General features: G+C 62.1%; 17 protein-coding genes. 3 read left to right on the forward strand and 14 right to left on the reverse strand.

What is annotated here, in order from left to right; translation table 11 throughout:
• Positions 1-137: 137 nt before the first annotated feature.
• Together PQQ52_RS29880 and PQQ52_RS29885 are read right to left on the reverse strand one after the other, a co-directional pair.
• Positions 138-2,426, reverse strand: a complete 2,289-nt coding sequence (locus PQQ52_RS29880) for an ATP-dependent DNA helicase (protein ID WP_408219641.1) — start codon at positions 2,424-2,426, stop codon at positions 138-140.
• Positions 2,423-4,408 (reverse strand): VRR-NUC domain-containing protein, encoded by a 1,986-nt coding sequence (locus PQQ52_RS29885; RefSeq protein ID WP_408219644.1) that lies wholly within the window; start codon positions 4,406-4,408, stop codon positions 2,423-2,425. Before PQQ52_RS29885 ends, PQQ52_RS29880 begins: the two co-directional genes overlap by 4 nt.
• A 96-nt stretch (positions 4,409-4,504) precedes the next feature.
• Here PQQ52_RS29885 and PQQ52_RS29890 point away from each other — a divergent pair, with 96 nt between their 5' ends.
• Positions 4,505-4,678 (forward strand): hypothetical protein, encoded by a 174-nt coding sequence (locus PQQ52_RS29890; protein WP_408219646.1) that lies wholly within the window; start codon positions 4,505-4,507, stop codon positions 4,676-4,678.
• A gap of 314 nt (positions 4,679-4,992) precedes the next feature.
• Here PQQ52_RS29890 and PQQ52_RS29895 read toward each other — a convergent pair whose 3' ends face one another.
• The 5 genes from PQQ52_RS29895 to PQQ52_RS29915 form a co-directional block, all read right to left on the reverse strand.
• Positions 4,993-6,312 (reverse strand): c-type cytochrome, encoded by a 1,320-nt coding sequence (locus tag PQQ52_RS29895; RefSeq protein ID WP_408219649.1) that lies wholly within the window; start codon positions 6,310-6,312, stop codon positions 4,993-4,995.
• Positions 6,313-6,314: 2 nt separating this feature from the next.
• Positions 6,315-8,087, reverse strand: a complete 1,773-nt coding sequence (locus tag PQQ52_RS29900; RefSeq protein WP_408219652.1) for a GMC family oxidoreductase — start codon at positions 8,085-8,087, stop codon at positions 6,315-6,317.
• 153 nt (positions 8,088-8,240) lie between these two features.
• The gene (locus PQQ52_RS29905) at positions 8,241-8,945 is read right to left on the reverse strand and encodes a gluconate 2-dehydrogenase subunit 3 family protein (RefSeq protein WP_408219654.1); all 705 of its coding nucleotides are present in this window, start codon (positions 8,943-8,945) and stop codon (positions 8,241-8,243) included.
• Positions 8,946-9,258: 313 nt separating this feature from the next.
• On the reverse strand, positions 9,259-10,458 hold the full coding sequence (locus PQQ52_RS29910) for a pyridoxal phosphate-dependent aminotransferase (RefSeq protein ID WP_408219656.1): 1,200 nt from the start codon (positions 10,456-10,458) through the stop codon (positions 9,259-9,261).
• 137 nt (positions 10,459-10,595) lie between these two features.
• Complete coding sequence (locus tag PQQ52_RS29915; protein ID WP_408219659.1) at positions 10,596-12,071, reverse strand: RNA polymerase factor sigma-54; 1,476 nt, start codon at positions 12,069-12,071, stop codon at positions 10,596-10,598.
• Between the two features lie 356 nt (positions 12,072-12,427).
• Between PQQ52_RS29915 and PQQ52_RS29920 the strand changes: the two genes are divergently transcribed.
• Positions 12,428-12,766 (forward strand): BON domain-containing protein, encoded by a 339-nt coding sequence (locus PQQ52_RS29920; RefSeq protein ID WP_408219662.1) that lies wholly within the window; start codon positions 12,428-12,430, stop codon positions 12,764-12,766.
• A 71-nt stretch (positions 12,767-12,837) separates the two neighbouring features.
• Here PQQ52_RS29920 and PQQ52_RS29925 read toward each other — a convergent pair whose 3' ends face one another.
• The 5 genes from PQQ52_RS29925 to PQQ52_RS29945 form a co-directional block, all read right to left on the reverse strand.
• Positions 12,838-13,290: a PA2169 family four-helix-bundle protein gene (locus PQQ52_RS29925; RefSeq protein WP_408219664.1), complete on the reverse strand. Its 453-nt coding sequence runs from the start codon at positions 13,288-13,290 to the stop codon at positions 12,838-12,840.
• A gap of 302 nt (positions 13,291-13,592) precedes the next feature.
• The gene (locus PQQ52_RS29930) at positions 13,593-14,174 is read right to left on the reverse strand and encodes a hypothetical protein (protein WP_408219667.1); all 582 of its coding nucleotides are present in this window, start codon (positions 14,172-14,174) and stop codon (positions 13,593-13,595) included.
• A 96-nt stretch (positions 14,175-14,270) separates the two neighbouring features.
• Positions 14,271-14,615 carry a DUF1488 family protein gene (locus tag PQQ52_RS29935; protein ID WP_408219670.1) on the reverse strand — a complete coding sequence of 115 codons (345 nt, stop codon included), beginning with the start codon at positions 14,613-14,615 and terminating at the stop codon, positions 14,271-14,273.
• On the reverse strand, positions 14,612-15,175 hold the full coding sequence (locus PQQ52_RS29940) for a DUF4142 domain-containing protein (RefSeq protein WP_408219673.1): 564 nt from the start codon (positions 15,173-15,175) through the stop codon (positions 14,612-14,614). Before PQQ52_RS29940 ends, PQQ52_RS29935 begins: the two co-directional genes overlap by 4 nt.
• 161 nt (positions 15,176-15,336) lie before the next feature.
• Positions 15,337-15,678, reverse strand: a complete 342-nt coding sequence (locus PQQ52_RS29945; protein WP_408219675.1) for a chemotaxis protein — start codon at positions 15,676-15,678, stop codon at positions 15,337-15,339.
• A gap of 176 nt (positions 15,679-15,854) precedes the next feature.
• On the opposite strand from PQQ52_RS29945, the gene PQQ52_RS29950 reads away from it, so the two are divergent.
• Positions 15,855-17,201: a DNA topoisomerase IB gene (locus PQQ52_RS29950; RefSeq protein ID WP_408219747.1), complete on the forward strand. Its 1,347-nt coding sequence runs from the start codon at positions 15,855-15,857 to the stop codon at positions 17,199-17,201.
• Between the two features lie 102 nt (positions 17,202-17,303).
• On the opposite strand, the gene PQQ52_RS29955 is transcribed toward PQQ52_RS29950, so the two are convergent.
• The gene (locus PQQ52_RS29955) at positions 17,304-17,573 is read right to left on the reverse strand and encodes a hypothetical protein (protein ID WP_408219678.1); all 270 of its coding nucleotides are present in this window, start codon (positions 17,571-17,573) and stop codon (positions 17,304-17,306) included.
• A 103-nt stretch (positions 17,574-17,676) separates the two neighbouring features.
• Positions 17,677-17,976 (reverse strand): hypothetical protein, encoded by a 300-nt coding sequence (locus tag PQQ52_RS29960; RefSeq protein ID WP_408219681.1) that lies wholly within the window; start codon positions 17,974-17,976, stop codon positions 17,677-17,679.
• Between the last annotated feature and the right edge of the window lie 166 nt (positions 17,977-18,142).

The following is an 18,142-nucleotide window of genomic DNA, read 5'->3' on the forward strand; positions in this document are numbered from 1 at the left end:
AGGCAGGTCGATTACCTGGGAGGTAAAGATTTGGGCTGACGATCTGTCGATAAACCGCTTTTTTGCTTTTGCCGATTGCAACGGCTTACCGTGCCGGTCTATCGCTTCGGCTTATTGCCTCGGTTTATTGCTTCGGCTTATTGCACCTGCCACCAGCGCGGCAATAACCGCTGCACTTCCGGCCGCCGGTAGCGGTCGTCGATCAGATGCACCACACCCTGGTCCTGCTCTGTGCGAATGACCCGTCCCGCAGCCTGCACGACCTTCTGCAAGCCCGGATACAGATACATGTAGTCGTAGCCGCTGCCGAACTTCGCGTCCATGGTGCGACGCATCTGCTCGTTGACGTCGTTCATTTGCGGCAAGCCGAGCGTTGCGATAAAGGCACCGATCAGCTGCTGACCGACCAGATCGATGCCCTCGGAGAATGCGCCGCCCAACACCGCGAAGCCCACGCCCTGGTTCATGGTGCGAAAGCGCGCGAGGAACGCGTCGCGCGCCGCCTCGTCCATACCCTGTTCCTGCGCCCATACCGGCAGGCCCGGATGACGCTCGCGCATCAGCGCCACCACCTGCTGCAGATACTCGAAGCTGCTCAGGAACCCGAGATAGTTGCCCGGCTGCACCGCGTACTGCCTCGCGATCAGATCGACGATGGGCACGAGCGAGCGTTCGCGATCACGCCAGCGCGTCGATACATTGCCGGCCACACGCACCTCCAGCTGCTCGGCACGGAACGGCCCTTCGACATCCAGCCAGGTTGTCTGCTCGGGCAGACCGAGCGTGTCGCGATAGAAATGATGCGGATTGAGCGTGCCGGAGAACAACACCGTGGTGCGCGCGGCGGCATAGCGGCCCGCGAGGAATGGCGCCGGGATCACGTTGCGCACGCACAGGGTGGCGTTGCGCTTGTCGCGTGGCGCGTAGCGGTCTGCGCTGAGTGTGATGTCGAAAATCGAATGCTCGCCGAATTGCTCAGCCAGCGCGACGAAATGCATGGCATCGAAGAAAAATCGCAGCGACGCTTCGTCGATTGAAAGCGGTGCTTCGGCGAGTTGATCCGTCACCGCGCCAATCAGATTCTGTGCGGCCGAAAGCAGCTTGGCCGGCACGTCGGCATAGACCTGATACGTGTCGGTCTGTGCGCGCCTAACGGCGTTCCACTCGCGCTGAAGCCGTTCAAGCGGTTTCTTCAATGTTGCCGGCGCGGTTTTGCGGGCGAGCCGGAACGTCGACTGATCGAGCGACGCGCTGTACATGCGCCGTGCCCGGTCGAGCAGGTTGTGCGCCTCGTCGACCAGCACGCCGACGCGCCACTGATTGATCTGCGTGAGCGCGTACAGCATCGCGCTGCTGTCGTAGTAGTAGTTGTAGTCGCCGACCACCACGTCGGACCAGCGCGCCAGTTCCTGCGCGAGGTAGTACGGGCAGACATCGTGTTCGAGGGCCGCTTCGCGTACCGACGCGCGGTCGAGCCTCGGTCCGGCCAATGCCGCACTGCGAGCCGCGTCGAGCCGGTCGTAGAAGCCGCGCGCGAGCGGACAGGATTCGCCGTTGCAGGCCTTGTCGGGATGCTCGCAGGCCTTGTCGCGCGCGATCAGTTCCAGCGTTCTGAGCGGCAATCTTTCCGGCAGTCGTTCAACCGACGGCGCGGCGCTTTGATGAAGCGTTTCGATTGCATCGAGGGCAAGCGCGCGGCCTGGCGTTTTCGCGGTGAGGAAGAACACGCGATCGATCTGATCCGACGCGCACGCCTTGAGCAGCGGAAAAATCGTCGCCAGCGTCTTGCCGATGCCAGTGGGCGCCTGCGCCATCAACGGCTTGCCGTCACGCGCCGCGCGATACACGGACACCGCCAGTTCGCGCTGCCCACTACGGAACTGGCCGTGCGGAAACTGCAAGGCACTGAGTGCGGTATTACGCGCGGCGCGATGTGCCTCTTCCTGCACGGCCCAATCGAGAAAGCACTCGCATTGCTCGACGAAGAAAATCCCCAGCTCACGCGCGGTGTGCGTTTCGGTCAGCACCGTTTCCTTCTGAGTGCCGATATCGTAGTACACCAGCGCGACCGTCAATTCGGCGAGCTCGCGGGCGCGGCATAGCAGATGGCCGTACACGAGCGCCTGCGCCCAATGCAGCGCGCGGTGATTGGCGGGCATCCGGTCGAGCGCGCCACGATGGGTTTTGACCTCTTCCAACTGGTTGGCGGCCGGGTCGTAGCCATCAGCCCGGCCACGCACGGTCAAGCCGCGATGCGTGCCCGTCAGCGTGATCTCGGTTTCGTAGCCGTTCGCGCGCCGCCCGGCGACCGTCACATGGCCGGCCATGCCCTCCAGCGAGGTGGGTGCGGGCGTGAAGCGCAGATCCAGATCGCCGCGTCGCGCGGTGAATTCACACATCGCCCGCACGGCGACCACGTAGGTCATGGGGTGGCCTCTTTTACAACCACTGTGGTGACCTTTTCTGCGGTCTCATTCGGAGCCGCTGTGGTGACATTTTCTGCGGTCTCATTCGGAGCCGCTGTGGTGACATTTTCGGCGGTCTCTTTCGGAGCCGCTGCGGTGACATTTTCTGCGGTCTCATTCGGAGCCGCTGTGGTGACATCTGTCACCGCCTCTGGCGTCGTCCCATTCGTGCCTCCCGCCACCACCATCGCTACGTCAGACACGTCGGCATCGTCATCCGCCCATCGCACGTCGAGCACGCGCACCGGCATACCGTGCTGCGCGCAATATGCGAGCCAGCGGATCTGGTTGTCCTGCAAACGGTCGCCGGGACCTTTTACTTCGATCAACTCGTAACCGCGCTCGGCCGGCCAGAAACGGATCAGGTCCGGCAGGCCCGAACGGTTGCCGCGGATGTCGCGCAGCAGACGCTCGAACCATAGCTTCAGATGCGCGGCAGGCAGGCAATCGAGTGCCAGGGCGACGAGTTCCGGCGTCAGCAAGCCCCAGAACACGAACGGCGATTGCACACCTTCCTTGCTTTGCAAATGCCGCAGAATCGTCTCGCGATAGGCACCGCTGTCGAGTTGCGCAAGACATGCGGCGAATTGTTCGGCGCGGCGCGCATGAAAATCCGGGGCATGCAGATCGGCCGGCCCGCGCTGGAACGGGTGGAAAAACGCGCCTGGCAGCGCCGCGAACACCGGCTCCCAGCACAGCAAGCCGAACAGCGAGTTGATCAGCGCGTTTTCGACGTAATGAACCGGCGCCGAGTCGCAAGTCAAATGGTCGCGGGCGACGTATTCGACTGATTGCGGCGCCTCAGGCCGCGGCAACACCAGTGTGCTGCGCGCGACCGGCCGTGCGGCAGGCACACGCGCCACCGGCTCGCCACGCTTGCGCTGCAAACGAGGCAACATGCGGGCGACGCGCTGCGCTTCCTCTTCACTTTCAGGCGTGGCAGCGGCTTGCGAAGCAAGGGCGAAGGCTTCGTCGAATCGTTCGCTGCGTTCCAGCACACGCAAGCGCCGATGGCGCGCACCGGGCCACGCGCAGCGCTCATAGACGGCGAGCGCCGCCGGCCAGTTCTGTTGACGCTCGCCATGCTGGCCGATACGAAACAGCAGTTTCGCGCGACGCGTTTCGAGCCAGGGGTTCGAGGTTTCGATCGCAGCGATCGCGGCCACAAGCGCGTCGATCGCCTCAGCTTCCGCTTCTGTGTCTCCTGTGGGCAACCAGTCGAGCGCGTCGCGGCACGCATGCAACGCAAGGTAGACATCGACGTCCACGCGCTGCTGAAACGCGCGCGACGACGAAGCGAATGCGACCTTCTCGTACTGGAACACGCCGAGATCGGCAAGCACGAACTCTGACCAGTCCTGCTGCAGATTGCCGAAGAACATCAGCCGCAGACGCTCGCAAAGCGGCGCGATGACGACGTGAAAGACGCGATCGGTGGTTTGGCTGTGCCATGTGGACAACGGATGCGCAAGGGGGGCTTGTTCGTCGCCCTCGCCCTCGCCTTCACGTTCGTAAAACGGCCGCAGCGTTTCCAGCAGATCCGGTTTGCGTAAGCCCTTCGCGCCGGGGATCAAAGCGATCGCGTCCGCAAAGATCAGCAGCAACTCGGGGCGCGTGGTGAGCGCGAACAGATCGTCAAGCGTCAGACCCGGCTCGGCATCGACCCAGCCGAGCGCCGCCAGAGGCGCAACTGCCACAAAGGGGCAACCGATCTCGTCATAAGAAAGACGGCTGGCACGGAACAGCGTGCCCTTGCGCATCAGCATGCGAACCAGCAAGGCGCGCGACGGCTGCGGCAAAGCGGCGAAATCGCGCAGGAAGCCGTGCTCGTGCGCGTCCAGCAGATCGTCGTAACGCTCGGCGAGCCACGCCAGCGCACGCTCGAAGTTCAGCAGGTAATAAGGGACATCAGAGCGGATGTCTGACGAAGCATCTGTCGCCACGGGTTATCACGAAACCTGTATGTTTATACAGTGATGATATCAAAGTTCGCGGCTGCATCGGCCGGTACGCCGGCGATCTCGCATGCGAATGTCATCGTGGCATCTCATCTACCGCGGCAATCCGTGCTGGCGGATGCGGCGGATGAGTCATCCAGTTCGGCCGCCGCGCACATCTGGCTGAACGTGGCGACGATGGCGAGGAGCAAGGCCATCGCCAACATGGCGGCCGCCATGGATCCTGCCACCAGTGATTGGCGCAACGAGAGGTAGAAGCGAAGGCCCATGTGCGTGGTTCCCGGCTGCGAGTCGATATACGTCGATATCCGATTGTCCAGATTAAGACGAACTCGGCGAACGATTCTTGACGCAAGCATCGACTACGTCAACCGAAAACTGGCTGCAACGCGCGCCTCTCCCGCGCCGCATCGTTTCATTGGGGGAAACGAAAACAAACCGAAACGTTAAAGAAAGCCGGCGCCAGTCAAAGACCCCTTTGAAGGCGCCGCGTCACAACCTGAGCGCACGGTCTCGCGAAGTACGCTCCCAACTCTTACTACCTTGTCGTATAACCCGCGTTGGAAAAATTAGTGAGCCGACGCGGTAGCGGTCATCGTCACAACCGGCCGGGCACCGAGCGACGCTCGCGCCTTGCCGGCCTGTTCGGCCGTAACAGCGTCCGCCGCATTGCCCCAGCTATTGCGCACATAAGTTGCCACCGCCGCGACCTCGGCATCGGACAGCTTCCAGCTGAAGTTGGGCATTGCCGCCCCAGTCGGATTGCTTTCGGTCACCGCCCCACGGCTGCCGATCAGGATTGTCCGCAACAGGTTCGCAGGGTTAGGCTGCTGAACGCCGGCGCTTGCACTCAGCGACGACACCATCGCCGGCACGCCCGCGCCGTTCGATCGATGGCAAGCCGCACAGTTGTTCAGGAACACCTGATGCCCCAGACGCATCGACTCACCGCCGGCGTCGAGCGCTGCAGGCGCAGCCTTATCCGAGCCCGGGAAGCTCTTCAGATAGACGCCGATCGCCCGCAAATCCGCCTGCGTCAAATACTGCGTCGAATTGGTAACGGCCTCGGCCATCGGCCCCGACGCCACCGAGCGATCATTGCCGCCGTTCTTCAGATAGGCCGCGATATCGTCAACCGACCAGCCACCCAGCCCCACATGCGCATTGCTGGTGATCTCCGGTGCATACCAGCCTTGCAACTCACCGCCCTGCAACGCAGCACCGTCGCCGCCCAGGAAGTTCTTCGGCGTATGGCAGGACGCGCAGTGCCCGAGTCCTTGCACCAGATACGCACCGCGATTCCACTCTACCGATTGCTTCGGATCGGCCTTGAACGGGGTTTTGTCGAAGAACAGCAGATTCCAGCCAAACATCAGCAAGCGGATGTTGAACGGAAACGGCAACTGGTTGGCGTCGACCTTGTTGCTCACCGCGGGCACCGTGTCCAGATAGGCCTTGATGTCACGCAGATCCTGATCGCTCACCTTCGCGTACGCGGTGTATGGCATCGCCGGATAGAGATATTCGCCGTGCTTGCCGACACCCTGCTTCACCGCGCGGATGAACTCGGACTCGCTCCAGTCGCCGATACCGGTTTGCTTGTCCGGCGTGATATTGCTGGCGACGATCTTGCCAAACGGTGTGTCGATCGCGAGGCCGCCCGCGAACGGCTGGCCGCCCTGGGCTGTGTGACACGCAATACAGTCGCCGGTACGCGCCAGATAGCGGCCGCGCTCGACCGCCTCGGCAGCCGGGCCAGCGGCCGCCGCAGCGCCATGCACCGCCCGCGCCGGCGCATCCTGGGCCACCGCGCGATGCTGCACGCCGATCCACGCGGCCGCGCTCGCACAGGCAAGCGCCACGATCCCCAACAAAGATTTTGTGCGCATGCTCAGGTCCTCACCAGCGGGCCAGGTGACTTCAGGTACTGCGTTCTGATCGCCTCGGCGGCCCACAGCGTGAGCGCGGCGACGGTGCCGGTCGGGTTGTAGCCGCCGTTGTTGGCGAATGCCGATGCGCCGACCACGAAGGTGTTGTGCACGTCCCAGCTCTGCAAGTAGCGGTTCAACGCGCTCGTCTTCGGATCGTCGCCCATCACGGCGCCGCCAGTGGTGTGCGAGGACAGATTGTCCATGGGCGAAAACGGCTTCGCGGTGGGCTCGGAGCGCACCACGGTTTTCGCGCCCATCGCATGACCGATTTCCTCGGAGCGGTCAGCCATGAATTTCGCCGAGCGCTTGTCGTTCTCGTTCCAGTCGAAGGTCACGCGCAGCAGCGGCCGGCCAAAGCGATCCTTGTAGGTCGGATCGAGATCGAGGAACACGTCGCGATGCGGGTAGCTGTTACCCATGCAATAAATCGAGTTGTAGTTCTGATAACTCTCTTTGTAGGCCTTCTTCCAGGCGCTGCCCCAACGCGGTGTGCCGGGCGGCACGCCATTGGCGAGACCGATCGGGCGGCCGTTGGTGGAATGCACGAGCGCCACGCCACCGCCGATGAAATCGTGGTTGCTGTGATCGAAGTTGTCGCCGTTGAAGTCATCGACGGCTTGCGCGAGCGCGCCCGCGCCGATGAACGGATTCAGCCGCTGACCTTCGAAGAAAATCGATGCGCCCGCAATCGTCTGATACGCGTAATTGCGCCCCACCACCCCTTCGCCGCGAGCATGATCGTAGGGTTGGCCGATGCCCGAAAGCAGCATCAGGCGTACGTTGTCCATCTGATACGCGGCGATCACGACGATGTCCGCCGGCTGTTCCCACTCGTTGTTGTTCTCGTCGACGAAGGTCACACCCGTGGCGGTTTTCCTGTCGTCGGCCAGATTCACGCGCAGCACTTCCGCCTGCGGGATGACGCTGAAGTTCTTACGCTGCATCAGCGCCGGCATGATGCACGCCTGCGGACTGCTCTTCGACCAGTTGCCACAGCCGAAGAACTCGCAATATCCGCAGTACGTGCACGGCGCCATATGCACGCCGAGCGGATTCACGTACGCACCCGAGGTGTTGCCCGCGGGCACCGCGAATGGATGCAGGCCGAGATCGCGGGTGGCCTTGTCGAACATCATGGCGACTTGCGTGCGTTCTAGCGGCGGCAGCGGATAGTCGCGCGAACGCGGACCCTCAAATGGATTGCCGCCCGGCTGGATCTTGCCCTGAATGTTGCCCGCGCGGCCCGAGGTGCCGGCGAGCCGTTCGAACTTGTCGTAATACGCCTCCAGGTCGCCATAGGTCACCCCCCAGTCCTGCACGGTCAAACCGTCGAGCAGCTTGTTCGCGCCGTAGCGTTCAACGGTATGGCTCTTCGTGATGAAGTCGGTGGGCAGAAAACGCCACGTCATGCCGTTCCAGTGCGTGCCCGCGCCGCCCACGCCAATACCGAACTGGTAGGTGTTCCAGTCGCGCAGCGGCAGCGCCGTTTGCTCGACGGTATTGCGAAACGTGAGCGTTTCGATTGCCGGCGGCTGCATCAGCGAGCGGCGTGTCGCGAAACGCAGTTCATCGGTGTCGATGGTGGTCGGGAAGTCACTTGACGTGTCGCGCCACGCGCCACGTTCGATCGCCACCACGTTCAGGCCCGCCTGGGTCAATTCGTTGGCCATCAGGGAACCTGACCAGCCGAGTCCGACGATGACCGCGTCCACTTTGGCGCGTTTCTGTGCCATCCAGATTCTCCAGGTTTCAATGATCAATGCGCGGGCGCGCGGTCTTGCCGTTCGCGCTCGCAACGCACGGCGTGCGCCATGCTGTGGGAACCGCGCCGCCTGTTTGCGACGCGTTTGAGTATTGCGTTCTCGTGGGCATTCTTCTGCCGCGAATCAGCTCTTGCTGCCTATCAGGCTGATTGGAATCACCTTGAGGTCTTCACCGCGCCGGCCGATCACGTCGCGAAAGTCGTACTGCGCGCCGGGAAAGCCGAGCATTTTCCAGCCCGCCATCTCCTTGTTGCCGCCGTAGACCGGATCGGCAAAGAAGCCTTCGCGGACGTTCTGCAGCATCATGTTGAAGAAGGCTGCGCCGTCGACGTTGTCGAACTTGAGCTGCCCGGCTTCGATCTGCTGAAGCAAGGTGTCCTGCTGTGCGGCGTCAAGCGCGTGAAACGGCTTGCCTTGCGCGCTCTGACAATGCTGCGCGAGCGAGTTCAGGCCGGCGCGATAGCGCTCGGCCGGGGTCTGGCTGAACTGCGGCCCTTGCTGCGGGGTGCCGGGCGTGACCGGGCCGCTGCGGTATTGCGTCGTCGCGCGGCCGAAGTCGCCGCTCAATTGCCGGTCGATAAACACGGCGCAACCGGCTTCACGTCCGCCGATGCTCAGTTCATCAGCGGGAATCAGACGATCGGCAATCGCCTCGACAGTTGATGCCTCTTCCGCGGTGAAGAAGGTCCAGCCGCCTGCCACGACCGGCTGCGGCAAGACCGCGGGGTCTTTGCTCCATGGCATGCCGCCAAAAATCACCTTCACTTTCGCGACTGCCACACCGGCGACCAGCATCAGCATCGACGAAAGGAATTTCCGTCTCGACATATCGAACTCCTTGGACAAACTCCGTTACGAACAACGGTGCGGGCCTTATTTTAACTAAATAGTTAGTATGCTGCGAGCGCACGTGTATTCTCACACGTGAAATTCGCTCTTGCAATGGATGTGACAATGCCGCGGAAGCCGTGTGGCAAGGGCCTGACGGAGTCCGGATGTTCTGAGTAAATCAGACGCGCAGGTGAATTACAACCCTGATTTCAGGTGCCGATGCGTGATTGGACACCCGGGAGTGGACACCTCGCGCCGGCTCGAAGCCGGGCGCGAGGAATGCGTAAAGGCTCTGTTTGAGGCCGAAGCGCTAGGCTGCCGGCAATGCCTGATTACGTACCTGCAATCCGCCGACGAACGTGGCAATCCGTTCGCACGCATCGATCAGGCTCGCTTCGTCCACCACGAAGCCCAGCCGCACGAAGCCATTCGCCGTCTCGCCGAATGCGCTGGCGTCGAGCAGCGACACACCGTGCGCGCGAAACAGTTGCCAGGTGAAATCGACCGTATCGAGGCCCGTTCCGCTGACGTCGACCATCATGAACATGCCGGCTTCCGGCAGCAGGCAACGCAAACCCGGCACGCGGTGCAGGCGCTCGAATACGACGTCGCGGCGACGCCGGTAGATCTCGCGCATTTCAGCGACGATCGGTGCCTTGCTCTGCAAGGCCGTTAATGCGGCCTGCTGGATGAAGCCCGGCAAGCCATAGAGCATGGCCAGCGCGAGCCGACCCATATGCTCAATGAGTATGGCGGGCCCAATCGCCCAGCCCACACGCCAACCCGCCATTGCATGCGATTTCGACAGACTGCCGAGCGTCACCGTGCGCTCCGCCATGCCAGGCAACGTCGCGATGCTCACGTGCTCGCGTTCGAATGTGAGATCCGCATAGACTTCGTCGGACAGCACCCATAGGTCATGCTCGTTGGCCAGCCGCGCGATGCGCTCGAGGTCGGCACGCGGCATCACTACGCCTGTCGGATTACAGGGGGTAGCAAAAAAAATCGCCCGGGTGCGTGGCGTGACGGCCGCTTCGAGCGCGTCGCAGTCGAGGTGAAACGCCCGCGCAGAATCGACCGGCACAGGCACGAGCGTAGCGCCCGCAGCGCGCACGCAGGCCTCGTACGTGAGATACATCGGCTCAGGAACGATCACTTCGTCGCCCGCTTCCAGCAGGCATAGCGACGTGGCGAACACGCCGTTCTGGGCACCCGCCGTCAGGATCACGTTAGCCGCGCTCGCGGCGCAGCCGGCGGTGCGGGTGTGTTCTTCGGCAATCGCCGCACGCAGCGGCTCACGCCCGGACACGGCACTGTAATGTGTATCGCCGCTGCGTAACGCCTCGATGGCGCGCTCGACGATCGGCGTGGGCGTAGCGAAGTCGGGGTCGCCGACGCTCAGCACGATCACGTCTTCGCCATTGGCGAGCGCTTGTTGCGCGACACGATGGATTTCCCACGCCGACGTGCGCTTGCCTTGCAAACGCTCGACCAGATTCGAGTACTTCATTGACTCACCCCGTTTCGACTTGAGCCGCCAATGTAATGGGGCGCGCGCGAAACGTCCAGATACGAAAAAGGGTCATGCGAGCACTCAGTCTCGCATGACCCTTCGATAAAGCTTCGTTCAGATCGGTTGAAGTACGCTTAAACCTGGCGGCGCAGCTCCGCCGGCGGCACTTTCATCAGATGGCGGTATTTCGCTACCGTGCGCCGTGCCACCAGCACACCCTGATCCGCGAGCATCTTCGCGAGCGTCACATCAGACAGTGGATCGCGCGTGTTTTCCGCCGCGATCATTTCCTTGAGCAAGGCGCGCACGGCAGCGGCCGAACAGGTGCCGCCGCTTTCCGTGCCGAGCTCTCGCGGGAAGAAGTGCTTGAACTCGAAGATGCCGCGCGGCGTGGCCATATATTTGTTGCCGGTCGCACGCGAAATGGTGGATTCATGCAGACCGAGTTCTTCAGCCACATCGCGCAGCACCATCGGCTTGAGCGCAATTTCGCCGTACTGGAAAAAGGCCTTCTGATGCGCGACGATGCATTCGGCCACGCGTTGAATCGTATCGAAGCGCTGCTGCGCATTGCGGATCAGCCAGCGCGCTTCCTGCAATTGTTGCGCGAGCGGCGAGCGGCTTGTGCCGGCCGACTGCGCGAACAGCTCCGCATACATGCGATGGATGCGAGCGCGCGGCTGCACGGCCGGATTGATCGTCACGACCCACTTGTTGCGCACCTGACGCACGATCACGTCCGGCACCACGTAGTTGTCTTCGGTACGGCCATAGCTGTTGCCCGGCTTCGGGTCGAGCTTGCGCACCAGCGCGCAGGCCACCCGCAATTCCTCGGCGCTGCAGCCGATCTGCTTTTGCAACTCAGCCTGTTCGCGGCGTGCAAGGCGTTCGAGATGATGGTCGACGATCTGCCGCGCCACCTCGCGTCCCGGCGTGTCCGCGGGCAAGGCGTTGACCTGCAGCGACAGACACTCGGACAGCGTGCGCGCACCAAGGCCCGGACGATCAAGCGATTGCACGAGACGCAGCGCCACCAGCAATTCTTCTTCGGTCAATTCAGGTTCGAGGTCGACGCTATCCGCAAGATCGGAGAGTTCCTGACGCAGATAGCCGTCATCGTCGAGGGCCTCGACGATGAAGCGGGCCACCGCGCGGTCACGGTCGTCGAGTCGGTACAACCGCAGCGAGTCATGCAACTGCTCGCGCAACGTGGGTTGGGAACGCGCCCATTCGGCGGGATCGCTGCCGTCAGAGTCGCCGTTCTGGCGCGTCGAACTGCGGCTGCTGTAGTCGCCCGAAAAGTCGCCGGGCATGTCATCCTGCTCCGCGCTCTCCGTCGTGCCGCTGGCTTCGGACTGCACCGGTTCGGCTTCGGCCGTGGCGACCGCGTCAGTGGCCGGCGTCGCACCTGTATCGTCGCCGGGTGAAGCGGTGGCGAGCGCGACGTCTTCCGTGTCCGACGAGTCGTACTCGAGGAACGGATTGGTGTCGAGCGCGGTACGCAACTCCTGCTGGAACTCCAGAGACGACAACTGCAACAGACGCACCGATTGCTGCAGACGTGGTGTGAGGGCGAGAGACTGCCTTGTGCGTAGTTCAATTGAAGGCATTGTAGAGAGGTCCCGTTAATCACTGAGAAATGGTTCGTGACCTCTACAGAGCAACTGTCATACCAGGTCGCCCAATGCCCTGTTTTTTCTAAGTTTTGCTCTTTCAGGCCCGCCGATTGCACAGTGGGCGCGCCCCATTTTTACAAGGACCCGGCAATTTCCGGTCGCACACCTTTCGGGCCGCCGGACAGCACGCCGCGCCTGCCCACCCCTCTATTCTTCAGCCCAAATGCATGGGCCGTAACGGCTTTTCCGATGTCGGGGACACCCGCACGGTGGGCCGGGCACGCGACTTGCGGACCAATCATCTTGAGGTAACAACGCAGTAATTTTCATCAACACCGAAAGGAGAAACCATGAAGACCATCCAACTCTTGAAGACCGCGGGCAGCATCGCTTGCGTCGCATTTGCACTGAACGCTACGGCACAAACTAGCGCTTCGGCCCCGTCGGCAGCGTCCGAAACCATCGGCCAGCACGTCGACGACGGCACCATCACCACCAAAGCCAAAGCCGAATTGCTTAGCGCGAAGAACGTCAAGTCGACCCATATCCACGTGAAGACCCGCAAGGGCGTGGTGTGGCTCACGGGTTCGGTGCCCTCTGCAGACGACAAGGCAGCCGCCGGAGAAGTCGTGAAGGGTGTCGATGGCGTTTCGAGCGTGAAGAACCACCTGAAGGTCACAGCAGAATAAGACCGGGCAATCCACAATCCAGACCGGCGCTCTTACGAGCGCCGTCTGGATACTTACTAGCCTACTGCCAATTAACGCCCGGTCGCAGCGTACTGATCGCGCAGATCGCGTATGCGATCATGGTTTTGCAGCACGCCTTGATATTGACGCTCGACGATAACGCGTACATCCGCCGGCAATTCCTTTTCGAGCGCATCGTGATAGCGCTTCTTCGCGACGTCTTCGCCCTTTTCGCATTCGGCCAGGATCTCGTGGTCGCTGCGATCCGTCACGGCCGATTTCACGTCGACCCAACCACGATGCAGCGCACCGCTCACGCTGCCGCCCGTTTCGGGCTTACCGCCCAAAGCTTGAACCGCGTCCTGCAATTCACGCGCACCACGCGTGCAGTCTTCGGCTCGCGTCAGAAACAGCGTCTTCAGCTGCGCGTCATGCGCGTCTTCTGCTGCTTTGCGAAAGCCCTTTTCGCCATCCTTCGACGTCTCGACCAGATCGTTCAGCACGGAAACAACGTTCGTAGCCATTCAATACCTCCAGGGGTTTCGTTGATTGTGGAATCCGTTGCTACGCACTTCCATGCAGCAACAGGGTTCCTCTTTCCATACGCATGAGCCATGCCCGGCACACCGGCCGTCGATACCCTCGTCGATACCCTGTCTGGCCGCGGTGGCAAGCATGGACAAGCGGCCGCAATCTTGCCGACGCGCGTAAAAGTTGCCCGCCCTGGTTTCGACCGGCTGAATGCAAAACGGCCCGACATGTGTTGGGCCGTTCTGTTATTCACCGCGTCTACGCTCAAACGAAAAAACGAAAGCGCTCACCTTACTTAAGCATGCTTCTCACTGAATTCGTTGAGCGGTTCAGGCGTTTTGAGCGGATCGAAGTCGGCCCAGCGCCCCTGCTGCCAGCGCCCGCTCGCGCGTTCAATCGCCAGCCCTCCTGCTTCGCGCAATACGCGAGCAGCGTCGAATTGATTGTCGGGGCACACATGCACGGCAACCAGTACGCCGGAATCGCGCACTTCCTGATGAAATGGCAAATGGTGGCCGGTTTTTGCGCCTTCGCGAGTGCGCGCCATCGCCCCGACCAATGAGCCGACGTACGCGCCGACGCCGGCCGCGATCAGCGAGACGAGAATAGGTGCCGAAAACGCCGCAAATATCGCGACGCCGACCACGGCACCGACTACCGCGCCGATGGTGACGCCCATTCCTGCGCCTTTCGGCGCGTCCCTCGCGCCCGCGTCGGTGCCGACATCGCCGCCGATCGGATAACGCGCGTGCTGGCCGCGCGGATTGACAAAGAACAACGTGACGTCTTCTTCGACGAAACCTGCGTTAAAGAGCTTTTTCGCCGCGTCTTCAGCGGCGGGGAAAGTCGTAAACCGTGCTGCGACGATGAGTGACATGAGGCCTCCTTGCATCGTTGAATCGCGTTTTGCGGATCGTGCCGCCGAACAGCGCCGCGCTGAACGTTGCGCGCAGGCGGCAGGCATGCGCCCGGACTACGCGGTGGTGCCGCGATCGGGCTCCATGCCTTCCACTCTGAACAGTCCACTATGCAACACTACGCCATCGCCGCCGTTCTGGTCGAGTGCTTCCGCGCAAACCGAGCGGATGCGGTTTCGGCCCTTGTCGAAGGCGGCCATCAGGGTCGATTCCAGCGCGGAATCGGCGCCGAAATGATCTTCCAGCGCCTCTGCCGTGATCGCGCACTCAACCGCTTCGCCGTCGACACGCGCCATGAAGCGCACGGTCAGATTCGCTCCGTCGAAGGCAGGCTGGTCGTCGGAAAAAGTGATGTGCATAAGGGAATCCTCATAGGCCGGCCGCGGCAGGATCGCGTTCATGACGAACCCTTCATTGAGCCGGCAAGTTGCTGCGCCATTGCGAGGTGATGTTTGATGGTCGGCAGTGCATGCGTGGCCGCCGCCTTCAGCTGTGAATCGGTGCCGCTCTGGCTTTCCTGCTGAAACAGGTCGACCGCTCGCTGATGCGCTTCCACACCGATCTGCTCGACGTAGGCCTGATCGAATTCACGGCCCTTGAGCGTTTGCAGTTTGCCGACCAGCGCGGAATCGGCGGACGGAGCCGTGTTAAGCCCCTTCTTCGCGGCGAGTGCGGCCATTCCGCGCGACAGTTTCGTATGGTCCGTGATCATTTGCTGCGCGAATTTCTTGACGTGCGGATCGCTCGAATTCTTGAGCGCAACTTTGCTTGCCGCGATTTCAGTGGCGTCGGACTGTGAGGCGTCCTGCACGAACTGCTGGTCGGCAGGCGAGAGTTGAGTGCCGCTCACCGGTGCATCGCTCGCGGGTGCGTCACTGGCTTGAGCGTATGCAGGGCCGATCGACGCTGCGCCAAGCCCCAACGCAACGGTCATCACGTGTAGGGAATACCGGAATTTCATACATTTTCTCCCTGGTGAACATAGCCATCGAAGCGAACTGAACAACGAGGCACAGCATTTCAGAACAACGCCTGCGCGCCTCGGCAGTTGAGTTCGCTGAGGCAGCCTTGCGCCTGCTATGTCCCTTTATAGCAAAAGGCGTGCCTATGTGCGACTGCCGCCTAGCGACCCTCCGGATCTTCGTCGAGACCATCGTCATCGGCGGCCAGCGGATCGACGATTCGGTCGGGTTCAATATCAGCGCTCTCGACCAGCGTCGAGTCGCCGTCGGCGGCGGCCCGCTCGCCGGTACCAGCGCGATCGGTATCGCTGCCGAGCTCGGTATCGCCCGTTTCGAGCGCGTGGTTGTCCAGTTCGGAATCGACATCGAATTCGTGACGCTTCGCGCCGGCGACGTCGCTGCCGCTATCGGACGAATCGCTCGGGCCGAGCGCACCGGTCGTGCCTGAGGTTTGTTTGACGATCTGTTGCGGCTCTTCATCGGGGTTCAGCGTGCTACTCATGGTGCTCTCCTTGGTTTATCCAGTACCCACCATGAGCATTCGCAAGGACCGTTCCGCTCGCGCTTCACGCAGTACGTCTCACGCAATACGCCACGCCCGGCGCCAGGCATTGCCTTTGCTTGCAGGCGAACACCGGCGCAAACCGCGCGGCGTGCTTGAAACTTCTACCTGCGACGATGGCTGCCACGACTCACTCCACCAAACGCGGTACTGAGCGACCTGAGCGCGCTGACAGCAAAGCCGCGCAAGCAGCCGCGCTTGCCGCCATGCCGCCGGGCTTGCGCCACGCCGACGACAGCAAACCCGGCTACACCCGCAAGCGTGAAAAAGACGGTTTCATTTATGTGGACCAGACCGGCAAGCGCATCGACGACAAAGAGGAAATCAAGCGCATCAATGCGCTCGCCATTCCGCCCGCTTATGAGGACGTCTGGATCTGTCCCGACGCACGTGGCCATATCCAGGCGACGGGCCGCGATGCACGCGGTCGCAAGCAATACCGGTATCACCCACGTTGGCGCGAGACACGCGACGCCGACAAGTACGAACGTATGGCCGAATTCGGCCGTGCGCTGCCGAAGATCCGCGCACGCGTGGCACGTGATCTGAAATTGCCTGGCATGCCATACGATAAGGTCCTCGCCGCGATCGTGCAGTTGCTCGATACCACGTTGATTCGCATCGGCAGCGTGGAATATGCGCGCGATAACCAGTCGTACGGTTTGACGACGCTGCGCAAGAAACATATGAAGATCGAAGCCGGCCAACTGCGCTTCAGGTTTCGCGGCAAGAGCGGGATCGAGCATGACGTGACTGTGGACAATCCGCGTGTCAAACGCATCGTGCGCCGCTGCGCCGAACTGCCCGGCCATGACCTTTTCCAGTATCTCGATGACGACGGCACGCGCCGCACGGTCGGTTCGGCCGACATCAACGATTACCTGCGCCGTGCAAGTGATGCCGATTTCACCGCGAAGGACTATCGAACCTGGGCCGGCAGCGTCTTTGCGTTGGCCGCACTCAGACGCTTGATGTGCAGCAACGCGGCGGAAGCGCGCCGCCATATCGTGGCAACCGTCAAGGATGTGGCCGCATTACTGCGCAATACACCGGCGGTTTGCCGGCGCTGCTACATCCATCCGGCAGTCATCAGCGCGTTCGAAGCCGATGAGCTGCAGAGCGTCCCGGCCGGCCAGGCGCGCCGTGGATTGAGAGTGGATGAAGTGGCATTTGCCGCGTTGCTCGCGCATGCGGAGAAACGTGCGATGAAACTGGCACGCAAGGCCGGCGCCAAAGGCCGCAAGGTGCGCGAGACGGTGGTGACGGACAGTATCAATGGCTCGCTGACCAGCTTGCTAAAAAAATCCCGGGTGGCGCGAAAAAAAGCCGCTGAAAAGACGGATGTCAAGGCGGGTACGCGGACCTCCAGGCGCCCGGTCACATCACGCGAGGTCGCTGCATCGCGTAGCGCCAAACAGGCCACTCGCCAGGCAAAACTGGCGGCGCCGAAGGAGATGACCTGAAGTCGCCGCATCAGGATTCATCCGTTGGTGGAATCCTGGTGCGGCTGTCTTGCCTTCTGCCATGCAAATGCCTGCTCGATTGTTCGGATCGACCGTTTGATCTTATTGGCTAGCGCCGGAGGCTGATGCGGCAGCACCCGGTGTACTCGCCGCGTCGGCGGCAGCTGCCGCGCCACTACTCGTATCTGCAGTGCTACCCGTAGCCGCGTTACCGTTCATCACGCCACTGCTGGCCAGTGCGGAGCTGGCGGCCGTGGACGTGTCCGTGCTGCTGTTATCGGCGCGTTTGCAACCGGCGGCCGCGGTCAATAACACCACCGCCGCCGCGATTAGCGCCTGATTACCCACGCTTTGTCTGGATAGTTGTTTCATCTCGTTTCTCCCTCATCGGTCAGGCGAAGCCGCGACTGCATCCATGCGAGCGCGGATTCGCCGCCATCGTTGGTGTTCATCGTGGTGGTGTTCACCGCCGCTGCTATTTGCCCTTAGTATCGCTGCTTGCGTCCGCACCCGGCATGTTGGTCGTATCGCTCATCGGTTTTTTCGTCTTGGTCTTCGACTTCGACGTGTGATGCATGGTCGACGAGCCACCAGTCATTGCCCCCGACGCGGCATCGCCCCCCGTCGTCGGCCCCGCGGTTGCCGCACCATGTGCGTTGCCCGAGCCGCCGGATCCGTTGCCGCCTCCGTTACCGTTGCCACCGCCCGACTGCGCAAACACGGCGCCCGACATGGCGACGAGTGCCGTTACCAGCAATGCTCTTGAATATTTCATAGAAATCTCCACAGGTGAATGGGTTGTGCAAGCCGCTCGCAGCGTGAAATTGCCACGCTCCATCGAGCAATCCGGAATTCATCGACACGCCCGGACCGGCTAACCCGGATTTCTCGTGCTCGCTGCTACCCAAATAGCGCAGCAAGGGCTATGCCTCGCGATGCAT

Origin of the sequence: Paraburkholderia sediminicola, from assembly GCF_046030555.1 — a bacterium.
Classification (GTDB): Bacteria; Pseudomonadota; Gammaproteobacteria; order Burkholderiales; family Burkholderiaceae; genus Paraburkholderia; species Paraburkholderia sediminicola_E.